This is a genomic window from Comamonas sp. HJ-2 (assembly GCF_053615495.1).
Genome location: NZ_JBSIFD010000005.1, coordinates 182498 through 194734, shown reverse-complemented (window position 1 = coordinate 194734; position 12237 = coordinate 182498). Strand labels below are relative to the sequence as shown.

The following is a 12237-nucleotide window of genomic DNA, read 5'->3' as shown; positions in this document are numbered from 1 at the left end:
CTCTATTTGAGGGTTGCCGTCTGAAGCGGTGTTCAGGAGTGTTTCATGGAATCGTCAGAGCTTGAGGATGACAGCGTTTTCGAGAGTGCGGCCGAGCTGTTCAAAGCCATGGCTGCGCCCATGCGGCTGAAGATCATCAGCGCGTTGTGCAACGGAGAAAAAAACGTCTCCGAGCTGCTGGCTTCCATAGACACGACCCAGCCCAATATGTCTCAGCATCTGAACACGTTGTACCAGTCCGGCATTCTGGGCCGCAGGCGTGAAGGGGTCAGCATCTACTATTTCATCGCCAACGAGAAGGTCGTCCATATGTGCCGCACTATCTGCGTGCAGATTGCCATCGAACAGAACTGATGGCTTGAGCCCCAAAGGAAGAAAAGGCGCACCAGGCGCCTTTTTTCATGGCCGTGTGCGGTTCAGGGCTTGAGATAGACAAAGCCTTCTTTGGCCTGCAGGCGTGCGACTTCGGCCACACCGGAGGGGACGACCGAGGCCTCCATCAGCAGGCTTGAGGCATCGAGCTTGCGCGTTTGCAGCGTGTTGTTGCAGACCTTGAACTCCACGCCGCGCCCCACCAGTGCGCTGACCTGGCCGCTGAACTCGCGGCCCTTACTATCCTTGGCATTGTTCAGCAGAAAGTCTATGCCTGGTCCATGGGTGACCACCACAATCTTGTCCGTGGGCGAGGCATTGAGTTCGTTATTGATATTGGCGAGTATGGCGGCCGCTGTCTCCACGCCGGTGTTGACGTGATAGACCACTTTCACATCCTGAGCGGCGGCAATCGCCGTACACAGGGCAAAGCTCAGGGCAATGAACTGGCGCTTCATGGAATGTCTCCTGTGGTGTCTATGGGAATCAGGGAAGATGCCCTTGGTTAAATATTGCCACTTGCTTATATTAACGATGACGCAAACATTCAAAAATAGGGCAAGCGCTAGTGGCGACATGCAAGCATGACGCGCTGCCCATGCAAGGGAGACAAAGCCATGACAAGCTGGGCAGGAGCTGCGCTGAGGAGCTTTGTGTGGGCAGCGATTGCAGCGACAGGTACAGCGGCCGCGCATGATGCAGCCCCCAGGTCGCTCATTCCGCAAGCGGTCAGCGCGCCCGTGATGGAGTTGCAACAGGTGGCTGCCAATGTATTTTTTGTGCAGGGCGTATCGGCGCTGGGCAGCCCGGCCAATCGCAACTTCATCTCCAATGCGGGCTTTGTCATCACCCATGACAGCGTGGTCGTGATCGATGCGCTGGGTTCGCCCGCACTGGCCGAAGAGCTAGTGCAGAAAATCCGTACGCTGACGCCCAAGCCCATCAGCCATGTGCTGCTGACCCACTATCACGCCGACCACATCTATGGCCTGCAGGTGTTCGAGGCCCTGGGCGCAAAAATCGTGGCCCATGCCCAGGCGCGTGAATACATCAACTCAGAAACCGCGCATCTGCGGCTTGAGGCTTCGCGCAAGGATCTGGCTCCCTGGGTCGACCGGAGCACGCGCCTGGTGCCCGCGAATCAATGGGTGTCGGGCGATAGCTCCACGCTGAAGGTGGGGGGCGTGGACTTTGTGCTGCAGCATATGGGGCCATCGCATACGCCGGAGGATACGGCCATCTTCCTGCCGCAAAGCGGTGTGCTGTTCATTGGCGATGTGGTGTTTCGCAACCGCATTCCCTATGTGGGCCAGGCCGACAGCCGCCACTGGATTGCCGCGCTGGATGAGTTGCTCAAGCTCCCCGTCAAGGTCATGGTGCCGGGCCACGGCCCGGCCTCCGAGCAGCCGCGCCAGGACATGCAGCTGACGCGAGACTATCTGCACTATCTGCGCGAGGCCATGGGCAAGGCCGCAGCCAACCTCGACCCGTTTGACGAGGCCTATCAGGCGACGGACTGGTCCAGGTTCTCGGCTTACCCGCTGTTCAAGGAAGCCAATCGCATGAATGCCTACAACACCTTTTTGCTGATGGAGCAGGAAAAGCCGTGATGGAAACAGCCAGCTCCTTTCGTGCCCGCAGAAGACTGTGCTTGCAGCTGCTGCTGGCGGGCGCGGCCCCGGCGTGGGCGGCGCTCGATGCCTCTGAGCGCCTGCTGCCCACCAGCCAGAGTCTGCAGCACGACCTGGCCTTGGCGCTGGCCCGCAAGCAGCCGTTGGTGGTGATGGCAAGCCTGCATGGCTGCCCGTTCTGCAAGATCGTGCGCGAACATTACCTGCTGCCGTTGCAACAGTCCGGGGCTTTGGTGACTCAGATTCATTTTCTGTCACGTGAGCCTTTGCAGAGCTGGGATGGCACGGCGACCACGCATGGCGACATGGTCAGGCAACTGGAGATCGAGGTTGCTCCTACCGTGCTTTTTCATGGAGCAGGACGACGGGAAGTGGCTGATCGCCTGATTGGCAGCTCCATCCCCGATTTTTATGGCGCTTATCTGGATGAACGCATGAAGGCTGCCCGGGCAGCAGTGCAGGGGCGTTGAGCCGGATATGGGTATCGCTGTTCCTGTTCGGGAATAACGAGGGTTAGCGCGGGATCTCAAATTTGACGAGCTGTTGGATACTTTAAATAACAACATGCTTATATATAAATATAAGGAGACCAAGCGATGAAGACTGCATCCTGGCTGGGTGGCTTGATGGTGTTGCTGGGGCTGGCTGTTCCTGCACTGGCGCAGGCGGATCAGGCGCTGGCGCAGAAGAACGCCTGCATGGTCTGCCATGCGGCGGACAAGAAACTGGTAGGCCCGGCGTTCCAGGATGTGGCCAGGAAATATGCGGCCCAGGCCGATGCACAGGCCTATCTGGTCAAAAGCATCAAGGCCGGTGGCTCCGGCAAATGGGGGCCGGTGCCCATGCCCGCCCAGCCAGCACTCAGCGATGCGGACACCCAGACGCTGGCGGCCTGGATTCTCAAGGGTTCCAAATGAAACAGGCGTGTCGTGCTTTCCCGGTAAGCGCCACCAACGATCAAAGAGAGAGCTTATGCAAAGCCAGTTGATGGGCAAGGTGCGCAAGGCACCCGAAAACTTTGTGCGGGCGGACGATGTAGGTACGGTGTTTGCCGAAGCCAGGGCAGGTCGGCGTGACTTCATTCGCGGGGCTTTCGCGGCCGCTGCAGCCAGCGCTGCAGCCGTCCATGCGCAGGACCGGCAGGCCGTGAGCGGCGATGGGGACCCGAATATTCTGGAGCTGCCCGCACACAGCAAGGGTCTGGGCCAGCCGGTGGTCACCGACGGCTACGGCAAGCCCTCCAGGTACGAGGCCAATGTGCAGCGTCGCCAGAGCCCGGGTCTGACCCAGACCAAGCAGGCCTCGGTATCGTTTGCACCGCTGCAGTCGCTGTTCGGCATCGTCACGCCCAGCGGTCTGCATTTCGAGCGCCACCACCAGGGCTGGTGGGATATCGACCCTTCCAAGCACAGGCTGATGATCAACGGCTTGGTGAAGAATCCCAAGGTCTTCACCATGGACGAGATCATGCGTCTGCCTTCGGTGTCGCGCTTTCATTTCATAGAATGCGGCGCCAACACCGGCATGGAGTGGGGCAATGTGGCCGTGCCCACGGTGCAGTACACACACGGCATGCTGTCGTGCAGCGAGTTCACGGGCGTGCCCCTGATCACCCTGCTGGAGATGGCCGGTGCCGATCTGAAGAAGGGCAAGTTCATTCTGGCCGAGGGGGCGGATGGCTCGTCCATGACGCGAACCATCCCCGTGGAGTTGATCACTTCCGGCGAGGTGCTGGTCGCCTACGGCCAGAACGGCGAGATGCTGCGGCCCGAGCAGGGCTATCCGCTGCGCCTGGTGGTGCCGGGCGTGCAGGGTGTGAGCTGGGTGAAATACCTGCGCCGCATCGAGGTGGGCGACATGCCTTATGCAGCCAAGGACGAGGCGATCCACTATGTGGACCTGATGCCCGATGGACAGCACCGTCAGTACTCGAGCATTCAGGAGTGCAAGAGTGTGGTCACCACGCCGTCCGGCGGCCAGATGCTGCTGGACAAGGGTTTCTACAACATCACGGGCCTGGCCTGGTCGGGGCGCGGCAAGGTCAAGCGCGTGGATGTGAGTGTGGATGGCGGTCGCAACTGGCGCACGGCCCGGCTCGAAGGGCCGGTAATGGGCAAATGCCTGACGCGCTTCAACCTGGACTGGGTCTGGAATGGCGAGGAATGCATCATCCAGAGCCGCGCCATGGATGAGACCGGCTATGTGCAGCCCAGCTACCAGCAACTGCGTGCCGCGCGCGGCACGCGCTCCATCTATCACAACAATTCCATCCAGTCCTGGGCGGTACGTGCCAACGGGGAGGTCGCGAATGTTCAGCTTGCATAAACCTCTGCTCCTGCTGACGCTGCTTGCCATGGGCGTGGCCGCCGGGCCCGCTGCGGCGCAGAGCAAGTCTGCCGAAGACCGCTATCCCGGCGTGGGCCGCAATGCCACGGGCAAGGAGGTTCTGGCCTGGGATATCGATGTGCGCCCTGACTTCAAGGGGCTGCCCGCAGGCTCGGGCTCGGTGCAAAAAGGCATGGATGTGTGGGAGGCCAAATGCGCGTCCTGCCATGGGGTGTTCGGCGAATCCAACGAGGTGTTCAGCCCGCTGGTCGGCGGCACCACGGCCGAGGACATCAAGACCGGGCATGTGGCGCGGCTCAAGGATCCGGCCTTTCCGGGCCGCACGACCCTGATGAAGGTGGCCACGGTGTCCACGCTGTGGGATTACATCAATCGTGCCATGCCCTGGAATGCGCCCAAGTCGCTGTCCACCGAAGAGGTGTATGCCGTCACGGCCTATCTGCTCAACCTCGGTGGCGTGGTGCCCGAGAGCTTCACGCTCAGCGACACGAACATTGCCGAGGTGCAGCGGAAGCTGCCCAACCGCAACGGCATGACGACCCGGCATGCTCTGTGGCCCGGCAATGAGTTCGGCAAGAGCGTCAGGCCCGATGTGCTGGCTACTGCCTGCATGAGCAACTGTGGCCCCGAGCCCAGGCTGCGCTCGGCCTTGCCCGAGCATGCCAGCAACAACCACGGCAATCTGGCTCAGCAGAACCGGCTGGTCGGTGCCCAGCGCGGCATCGAGACCGATGGCGGTGCAAGCAAGGCGGTCAAGCCTGCTGTTGACAGGAAATCGGGCAGTGCGGCACCGACGGCATTGCTGGAAAAGAACGCCTGCATGGCTTGCCACGGCATGGCGCAGAAACTCGTTGGCCCGGCCTTCAGCGAAATTGCCAGCAAGCACGGTGGCCAGTTGGACTATCTGGCAAACAAGATCAGGGTCGGAGGCTCCGGCGTCTGGGGATCAACACCCATGCCGCCCCAGCCCAATCTCAGCGATGCTGATGCCAAGGTGATTGCCCAGTGGCTGGCGGCGGGCGCCAAGCCCTGATGCAGCTTGTGTCGTGCGACTGTGAAGTGAATGAAAAGGAGACAAAGATGAAACGTAGAGACGCCCTCAGGAACAGTGCGGCCGTGCTCGGCATGCTGATGGCCGCCGGCCTGCTGCCGCAAGCAGCGCAGGCTGCCTATAACAAGACCGCTTTCGACGCCAAGACCGTGGCCGATGTGCTCAAGGCCATGGGAGCTGCTGCGCCTGCCGAAAGCAAGGACGTGACGCTGACGGCGCCCGACATCGCCGAAAACGGGGCCGTCGTGCCTCTGGGCGCAGCGACCAGCCTGCCCAATGTGAAGCAGATGCTGGTGCTGGTGGAAAAGAATCCCAACACGCTGGTTGCGGCCTTCACCGTCAACGAGGCGCTGGAAGCCAACTTCCTGACCCGCGCCAAGCTGGGCCAGTCCTCCGATGTGTATGCCGTGGCCATCACCAATGACGGCAAGGCTTTCTATGCCAAGAAGGAAGTCAAGGTCACCCTCGGTGGCTGCGGCGGTTGATTGCAACCAATCATCTGAAAAAGGAGAAGAACATGGCTGATCCAATGCGTATTCGTGCCCAGGCTGCAGGTGACAAGACCACCGTGCGCGTGCTGATGTCCCATGAAATGGAGACCGGCCAGCGCAAGGATGCGGAAGGCAAGACCGTGCCCGCCTGGTTTATTCAGGAGGTGACGGCCGCGCACAACGGCAAGCAGGTGCTGCAGGCTGAGTGGGGGCCTGCGGTTTCCAAGAACCCGTTTCTGCAGTTCGTGGTCAAGGGTGCCAAGGCTGGCGACAAGATCTCGGTGAGCTGGAAGGACAACAAGGGCGAGACCCGCACCGATGAAGCGACCGTGAGCTGAGCACGGCGCAGACAGCGGCTGGCCGTCGGCCAGCCTTCACCCCAGTCCAGAATCAATTAAAAACAGAGAGGTGCCCCATGAGACATTCCTCCCCGGGCCAGGCGGCTGCTGCCGTGCTGGCCTTGTGCATGGCCGCGCCGGTGCTGGCGCAAAAGTCCACAGCCGACGGCATTGCCGAGTACCGCGAGATGCTGCAGGACGGCAACCCTGCCGAGCTGTTCGAGATGAAGGGCGAGGAGCTGTGGACGCAAAAGCGCGGCCCCCGCAAGGCGTCCATGGAGCAGTGCGATCTGGGCAAGGGGCCGGGCGTGGTCAAGGGTGCCTTTGTGGAGCTGCCGCGCTATTTTGCCGACACGGGCAAGGTGCAGGATCTGGAGTCGCGCCTGCTGACCTGCATGGAAAGGCTGCAGGGGCTGGATGCGCAAAAGATTGCGGCAACACCGTTCGGCAAGGACGAGCAAAAGAACATGGAAGGGCTGGTGGCCTGGATTTCATCGCAGTCCAAAGGCATGAAGTTCAACCTGCCCCAAGGCCATGCGCAGGAAAGGCAGATGTACGAGGCGGGCAAGCGCATGTTCTATATGCGCGGCGGCCCACATGACTTTGCCTGTGCTTCCTGCCATGGTGCGGATGGCAAGCGCATCCGCATGCAGGATCTGCCCAATCTGACCAGGAACCCCGGGGCTGCGGAAGGCTTTGGCGCCTGGCCCGCCTATCGGGTTTCATCAGGCGAGCTCTGGAGCATGCAGCGCCGCCTCAACGACTGCTTCCGTCAGCAGCGCTTTCCCTATCCCGGTTACGCCAGCGACGTGACGGTGGCGCTGGGTGTGTTCATGGGCGTCAACGGCAAGGGCGGGACGTCGACCGCACCGGCCATCAAGCGATAAGGAGGCCCTATGCGCAAGCAAAAACACATGCCGTACCTGGCCGTGGCCGCATCGTTGCTGGTGCTGGGCTGTGCCTCCGTCGACGGGGCGGCGGACATCGATGCCTTGACGGCCAGGATGGTGCAGACCTCTTTCCGCGACCAGGGCATCGCCAAGGTCGATCGCCTGCAGCAGGACGAATCGAATGCGGCCTGCAGCGCTGCCGATGCATCCGGCAAGCCGTTGGCACCTGCGCGTGCGCAAGCCATCGAAGCTGCCAATCTCAAGACCGTCAAATGGCCTCAGGATGGCAAGCTGCTCGGCGACTGGAAGGAGGGCGAAAAAATCGCCCAGAACGGTAGAGGCATGACCTGGAGCGACAAGGCAGGCAGCGCCAATGGCGGCAACTGCTACAACTGCCACCAGATCAGCAAGGAAGAAATCTCCTTTGGCACGCTGGGCCCCAGTCTCTACAACTATGGAAAGATTCGCGGCATCAAGGATCCGTCTAGCCCCGAGTCCAGAGCCATCGTCGAGTACACCTGGGGCAAGATCTGGAACGCCAAGGCCTACAACGCCTGCTCGGGCATGCCCCGCTTCGGTCACTCCGGCATCCTCACCGAAGCGCAGACACGAGATCTTGTCGCCTTGCTTGTCGATCCTGCCTCTCCCGTCAACAAATAGCTCCCTCTGAGCGGCTATGCCGCTTGCCCCTCTCTCGCGTTGCTTCGCAATTCGGGAGGGGATGACCCTTCGCACCCCTTGCCTGGCGTCTGCCAAGCAGTTGCGGCGCGCAGCATTACGCACACAACTTATGCAAATTCGGATCGGGCAGGGTAGAAATGCCCGTGCTTGCCTCCTTGTTTGCATAGGTACCAACGGATATCAGCATGAGTCTTTCCAAACGCGAATTTCTGCAAGTGCTGGCAGCAGCCAGTGTCTCGGGCATGGGATTGCAGCGCTATGCCTACGCCGATCAGTCGCTGGCCGACAAGGCCTTGTATGAGGTGGCGCCGTTCGGCAATGTGTCCCTGTTGCATATGACGGACTGCCATGCTCAGCTCAACCCGATTCACTTCCGTGAGCCCAGTGTCAATCTCGGTATTGCTGCGATGAAGAACCAGCGCCCGCATCTGGTGGGCGAGCATCTGCTGCGCTCCGTGGGCATCAAGCCAGGCACGGCGTCGGCCCATGCCTTCAGCTATCTGGACTTCGAGGCGGCGGCCAGGCGCTATGGCAAGGTGGGCGGGTTTGCCCATCTGTCCACGCTGGTCAAGCGCATGCGCGCCTCGCGTCCTGGCGCACTGCTGCTGGACGGCGGCGATACCTGGCAGGGCTCGGCCACTTCGCTCTGGACCAATGCCCAGGACATGGTGGATGCCTGCAAGCTGCTGGGCGTGGACGTCATGACGGGCCATTGGGAATTCACCTACGGCATGCAGCGCGTGCAGGAGATCATCGACAAGGATTTCGGCACGCAGCTCGACTTTGTGGCACAAAACGTCAAGACGGCCGATTTCGGCGATCCGGTGTTCAAGCCCTATGTGATCCGCGAGATCAACGGCGTGCCCGTGGCCATCATCGGCCAGGCCTTTCCGTACACGCCGATCGCCAACCCGCGCTACATGGTGGCGGACTGGAGCTTCGGCATCCAGGACGACAATCTGCAGAAGATGGTGGACGAGGTTCGCGCCAAGGGCGCCAAGGTGGTGGTCGTGCTCTCGCACAACGGCATGGACGTGGACCTCAAGATGGCCAGCCGCGTGCGCGGCATAGACGCCATCCTGGGCGGCCACACGCATGACGGCATGCCAGTGCCCACGCTGGTGCAGAACGCAGGCGGCAAGACCATAGTCACCAACGCGGGCTCGAACGGCAAGTTTCTCGGTGTGCTGGACTTTGATGTGAGGGACGGCAAGGTGCGTGGCTTCCAGTACCGCCTGCTGCCTGTGTTCGCCAACATCCTGCCGGCCGATGCCCAGATGCAGGCGCTGATCACCCGAGTGCGTGCGCCCTATGAAAGCCGGCTGGGCGAAGTGCTGGCGCGCACCGACGGCACGCTGTACCGCCGTGGCAACTTCAACGGCACGGGCGACCAGTTGCTGCTGGACGCCATGATGGAGGTGCAGAATGCGCCGATTGCCTTCTCGCCGGGCTTTCGCTGGGGTACATCGTTGCTGGCCGGGCAGGACATCACGCGCGAATGGCTGATGGACATGACGGCCACCACCTATTCCTATGCCACGGTGACCGAGATGACGGGGGGCACGATCAAGACCGTGCTCGAAGACGTGGCCGACAATCTCTTCAATCCCGATCCTTACTACCAGCAGGGCGGCGACATGGTGCGCGTGGGCGGTCTGCAATACCAGTGCGACCCGGCGGCCGGCGCGGGTCGGCGCATCAGCGACATGCGCCTGAACGGCCAGTTGCTGGAGGCGGACAAGAAATACAAGGTGGCCGGCTGGGCGCCCGTGGCCGAAGATGCCAAGAGCGCAGGACACAAACAGATCTGGGAGGTGGTCGAGCCCTGGCTCAAGGACCACAAGACGCTCGGGCCGCGCCGGCTTGACGAGCCCCGACTGATCAATGTCGGCGGCAATCAGGGGCTGGCCAAGGCCTGATGAAAGCTGATTGGAAAGCCGATTAAGACAGTGTTATTGCGCGGGCTGGGGTATATGCCATTGCCTTGAAGCCGGGCCGCGCCGTCCAATGCCCGCATGAGTCCTGCCGAGTTTGATTCCCTGACGGCCACCGTTCTGGTGGCCATTTTGTTGCTGGCCGCTGTGCTGGGCTTTGTGATGCGCGAGACCCGCTTTTGCACCGTGGGTGCCATCAGCGATGTGGTGTATCTGCAGGACTGGGGACGGGCGCGCCAGTGGTGCATGGCCATCGCCGTGAGCATGCTGGGCTTCACGGCGCTGGCGCTGTGGGGCCAGTTGCAGGTGGGTGATGCCCTTTATGCCAGCCGCCGCCTGCTGTGGCTGTCGGCCCTGGCGGGAGGGCTGTTGTTTGGCGGCGGCATGGTGCTGGCATCGGGTTGCGGGGCCAGAAATCTGACCCGGCTGGGCAGCGGCAGTCTCAAGGCGCTGGTGGTGCTGCTGGTCATGGGCGTGGCCGCCTTTGCCACGCTCAAGGGCATTACTGCCGTGGCGCGGGTGCGCTGGCTGGACAGCGTGCATCTGGAATTCGCGGGCCCGGCCCTGCTGCCCGAATGGCTGGCCGGCCATATGGCCTGGCCCTTGACGCTGCTGCGCGGCGTGCTGGGCCTGGGTCTGGGGAGCTTGCTGTTGCTGCTGGCCTTCGATCCCCGGCCCGGTGCCGAGCGCAGCCGGGTCGTATTGCTGGGCGGGCTGCTGGTCGGCCTGTGCGTGACGGCGGCCTGGTGGCTAGGTGGCCATCTGGCGCTGGTGGCCGAGCACCCCGAGACGCTGGAGCAGGTCTATGCCGCGACCTATAGCGGCCGCATCGAGGCCTTCAGCTTTGTCACGCCGGTGGCGCACACGCTGGACTGGCTGATGTTCTTCAGCGACCGCAACAAGGTGCTGACCTGGGGCATTGTCTCGGTCGCGGGCGTGGTTCTGGGCAGCTTTGTCCATGCGCTGTGGCGCAGGGACTTCCAGTGGCAGGGCTTTGCCGACCGCGGCGATCTGGCCCGCCATCTTCTGGGAGGGCTGATGATGGGTGTGGGCGGCGTGACGGCCATGGGCTGCACCGTGGGCCAGGGCATCAGCGCGATCTCCATGCTCAGTCTGGGCAGCTTTGTGGCGCTGGCCGGCATTGTGCTGGGGGCGGTGCTGATGCTGCGCCATCTGGCAGAGACGGCATGAAGCAGAGTTAATTTGATAGCTTCTTGCGCTTGCTGATAAACAGATTCAGCATGAAAACCTGCTGAAAACGAGAAAAGGAGCGCGGTAGGCGCTCCTTTTTTATGGGTCTCAGCGTTTCAGAGCTGGCGCAGGCGCGCGGCAGCCTCGATCAGGGTTTCGTCTTTCTTGGCAAAGCAGAAACGCACCACGCGCTGGTCGAAACCGTCGCCGTAGAAGGCCGAAAGCGGAATCGCGGCCACGCCGATTTCCCGGACCAGCCACTGGCAGAACTCGGCCTCGTTGAGGTCCGAGACAGAGGAGATGTCGGCACAGAGGAAATAAGTGCCGGCCGTGGGCAGCAGCTTCAGGCGCGAGCCCTGCAGGCCGCCGAGGAACAGATCGCGCTTGGCCTGATAGAAGGCCGAAAGCTCCATATAGGGCGCCGGGTCCTGCATGTACTGCGCGAGACCCGCCTGCATGGGCGTGTTCACGGTGAACACATTGAACTGGTGCACCTTGCGGAATTCGGCGCTGAGGGCGGCGGGCGCGGCCACGGTGCCGACCTTCCAGCCCGTGACATGGTAGGTCTTGCCAAAGCTGGAAACGATGAAGGCGCGCTCGGCCAGGCCCGGGTAGCGGGCGCTGCTCAGATGCTCGGCACCGTCGAAGACCATGTGCTCGTAGACCTCGTCGCTGATCAGCAGCACATTGGTGGGCGCCAGCAGGGCTTCGAGCTGGCGCATTTCCGCATCGGTCCAGATGGTGGCGCTGGGGTTGTGCGGGCTGTTGATGATCAGCAGGCGCGTGCGCGGAGTGATGGCGGCAGCGATCCTGGCAAAGTCGGGGCGGAAGCTGCCGGGTGTCAGCGGCACCCGCACGGCCACGCCGCCGGCCATCTCGATATTGGGCACATAGCTGTCGTAGCAGGGATCGAGAACGATGACTTCGTCGCCTGCATGCACGGTAGCCAGAATGGCTGTGAGAATGGCCTGGGTGGCACCGGCGGTAATGGTGATTTCGCTGCCCGCGTCATAGCGGCGGCCGTGCAGCGTTTCGATCTTGGCAGCCACGGCCTCGCGCAGTGCGGGCCAGCCCGTCATGGGCGGGTACTGGTTGTGACCGGCACGCATGGCATCGTTGACAGCGTCGAGCAGCCTGGGGTCGCAGCCGAAGTCGGGGAAGCCCTGGCCCAGATTGACGGCCTGGTGCTCGGCGGCCAGCGCCGACATGACGGTGAAAATGGTGGTGCCCACATTGGGCAGCTTGCTGGGGAAGTTGGGAGTCACGATAGTCTTGCAATGCATGGGCCGGGCGCACAGGCACCGGCCCTTGA

At 62.2% G+C, this 12237-nt stretch carries 14 protein-coding genes; 12 read left to right on the top strand and 2 right to left on the bottom strand.

What is annotated here, in order from left to right; genetic code table 11:
* The first annotated feature begins 45 nt into the window (after positions 1–45).
* The gene (locus ACWGXF_RS06770; protein ID WP_003053925.1) at positions 46–354 is read left to right on the top strand and encodes an ArsR/SmtB family transcription factor; all 309 of its coding nucleotides are present in this window, start codon (positions 46–48) and stop codon (positions 352–354) included.
* Between the two features lie 62 nt (positions 355–416).
* Here the strand turns inward: ACWGXF_RS06770 and ACWGXF_RS06765 are convergent, their stop codons facing one another.
* Entirely contained in the window at positions 417–830 is a 414-nt protein-coding gene (locus tag ACWGXF_RS06765; RefSeq protein ID WP_046460159.1) for a DsrE family protein, read from the bottom strand.
* Between the two features lie 159 nt (positions 831–989).
* On the opposite strand from ACWGXF_RS06765, the gene ACWGXF_RS06760 reads away from it, so the two are divergent.
* The 11 genes from ACWGXF_RS06760 to ACWGXF_RS06710 all read left to right on the top strand — a co-directional run bounded on the left by ACWGXF_RS06760 (position 990) and on the right by ACWGXF_RS06710 (position 10925).
* Positions 990–1982 (top strand): MBL fold metallo-hydrolase, encoded by a 993-nt coding sequence (locus tag ACWGXF_RS06760; RefSeq protein ID WP_087863735.1) that lies wholly within the window; start codon positions 990–992, stop codon positions 1980–1982.
* Entirely contained in the window at positions 1982–2473 is a 492-nt protein-coding gene (locus ACWGXF_RS06755; protein WP_314352284.1) for a hypothetical protein, read from the top strand. The genes ACWGXF_RS06760 and ACWGXF_RS06755 overlap by 1 nt, the downstream gene beginning before the upstream one ends.
* Positions 2474–2599: 126 nt before the next feature.
* Positions 2600–2920, top strand: a complete 321-nt coding sequence (locus tag ACWGXF_RS06750; protein ID WP_314352283.1) for a c-type cytochrome — start codon at positions 2600–2602, stop codon at positions 2918–2920.
* A gap of 55 nt (positions 2921–2975) precedes the next feature.
* Positions 2976–4328, top strand: coding sequence for a sulfite dehydrogenase (gene soxC, locus ACWGXF_RS06745; protein ID WP_003062808.1), 1353 nt, complete (start codon positions 2976–2978; stop codon positions 4326–4328).
* Positions 4312–5382 carry a c-type cytochrome gene (locus ACWGXF_RS06740; protein WP_003062810.1) on the top strand — a complete coding sequence of 357 codons (1071 nt, stop codon included), beginning with the start codon at positions 4312–4314 and terminating at the stop codon, positions 5380–5382. The genes soxC and ACWGXF_RS06740 overlap by 17 nt, the downstream gene beginning before the upstream one ends.
* Before the next feature lie 47 nt (positions 5383–5429).
* The gene (gene soxY, locus ACWGXF_RS06735) at positions 5430–5885 is read left to right on the top strand and encodes a thiosulfate oxidation carrier protein SoxY (RefSeq protein ID WP_034358616.1); all 456 of its coding nucleotides are present in this window, start codon (positions 5430–5432) and stop codon (positions 5883–5885) included.
* Between the two features lie 32 nt (positions 5886–5917).
* A complete protein-coding gene (soxZ, locus tag ACWGXF_RS06730) occupies positions 5918–6229 on the top strand; it encodes a thiosulfate oxidation carrier complex protein SoxZ (RefSeq protein ID WP_003053938.1) in 312 nt (103 codons plus the stop codon).
* Positions 6230–6306: 77 nt separating this feature from the next.
* Positions 6307–7116: a sulfur oxidation c-type cytochrome SoxA gene (soxA, locus tag ACWGXF_RS06725; RefSeq protein WP_314352280.1), complete on the top strand. Its 810-nt coding sequence runs from the start codon at positions 6307–6309 to the stop codon at positions 7114–7116.
* Between the two features lie 9 nt (positions 7117–7125).
* Complete coding sequence (soxX, locus tag ACWGXF_RS06720; protein WP_003062816.1) at positions 7126–7779, top strand: sulfur oxidation c-type cytochrome SoxX; 654 nt, start codon at positions 7126–7128, stop codon at positions 7777–7779.
* A gap of 206 nt (positions 7780–7985) precedes the next feature.
* A complete protein-coding gene (gene soxB, locus ACWGXF_RS06715) occupies positions 7986–9719 on the top strand; it encodes a thiosulfohydrolase SoxB (protein ID WP_452101777.1) in 1734 nt (577 codons plus the stop codon).
* Positions 9720–9815: 96 nt separating this feature from the next.
* Positions 9816–10925, top strand: a complete 1110-nt coding sequence (locus ACWGXF_RS06710; protein ID WP_256630783.1) for a YeeE/YedE family protein — start codon at positions 9816–9818, stop codon at positions 10923–10925.
* A gap of 116 nt (positions 10926–11041) precedes the next feature.
* Here ACWGXF_RS06710 and ACWGXF_RS06705 read toward each other — a convergent pair whose 3' ends face one another.
* Positions 11042–12208, bottom strand: coding sequence for a pyridoxal phosphate-dependent aminotransferase (locus ACWGXF_RS06705; protein ID WP_256630782.1), 1167 nt, complete (start codon positions 12206–12208; stop codon positions 11042–11044).
* Between the last annotated feature and the right edge of the window lie 29 nt (positions 12209–12237).

What these genes read in the sequence shown, in the direction of transcription:
- ACWGXF_RS06770 (WP_003053925.1), top strand. Translation starts at nt 46, where the DNA reads ATGGAATCGTCAGAGCTTGAGGATGACAGCGTTTTCGAGAGTGCGGCC.
- ACWGXF_RS06765 (WP_046460159.1), bottom strand. Translation starts at nt 830, where the DNA reads ATGAAGCGCCAGTTCATTGCCCTGAGCTTTGCCCTGTGTACGGCGATT.
- ACWGXF_RS06760 (WP_087863735.1), top strand. Translation starts at nt 990, where the DNA reads ATGACAAGCTGGGCAGGAGCTGCGCTGAGGAGCTTTGTGTGGGCAGCG.
- ACWGXF_RS06755 (WP_314352284.1), top strand. Translation starts at nt 1,982, where the DNA reads ATGGAAACAGCCAGCTCCTTTCGTGCCCGCAGAAGACTGTGCTTGCAG.
- ACWGXF_RS06750 (WP_314352283.1), top strand. Translation starts at nt 2,600, where the DNA reads ATGAAGACTGCATCCTGGCTGGGTGGCTTGATGGTGTTGCTGGGGCTG.
- soxC (WP_003062808.1), top strand. Translation starts at nt 2,976, where the DNA reads ATGCAAAGCCAGTTGATGGGCAAGGTGCGCAAGGCACCCGAAAACTTT.
- ACWGXF_RS06740 (WP_003062810.1), top strand. Translation starts at nt 4,312, where the DNA reads ATGTTCAGCTTGCATAAACCTCTGCTCCTGCTGACGCTGCTTGCCATG.
- soxY (WP_034358616.1), top strand. Translation starts at nt 5,430, where the DNA reads ATGAAACGTAGAGACGCCCTCAGGAACAGTGCGGCCGTGCTCGGCATG.
- soxZ (WP_003053938.1), top strand. Translation starts at nt 5,918, where the DNA reads ATGGCTGATCCAATGCGTATTCGTGCCCAGGCTGCAGGTGACAAGACC.
- soxA (WP_314352280.1), top strand. Translation starts at nt 6,307, where the DNA reads ATGAGACATTCCTCCCCGGGCCAGGCGGCTGCTGCCGTGCTGGCCTTG.
- soxX (WP_003062816.1), top strand. Translation starts at nt 7,126, where the DNA reads ATGCGCAAGCAAAAACACATGCCGTACCTGGCCGTGGCCGCATCGTTG.
- soxB (WP_452101777.1), top strand. Translation starts at nt 7,986, where the DNA reads ATGAGTCTTTCCAAACGCGAATTTCTGCAAGTGCTGGCAGCAGCCAGT.
- ACWGXF_RS06710 (WP_256630783.1), top strand. Translation starts at nt 9,816, where the DNA reads ATGAGTCCTGCCGAGTTTGATTCCCTGACGGCCACCGTTCTGGTGGCC.
- ACWGXF_RS06705 (WP_256630782.1), bottom strand. Translation starts at nt 12,208, where the DNA reads ATGCATTGCAAGACTATCGTGACTCCCAACTTCCCCAGCAAGCTGCCC.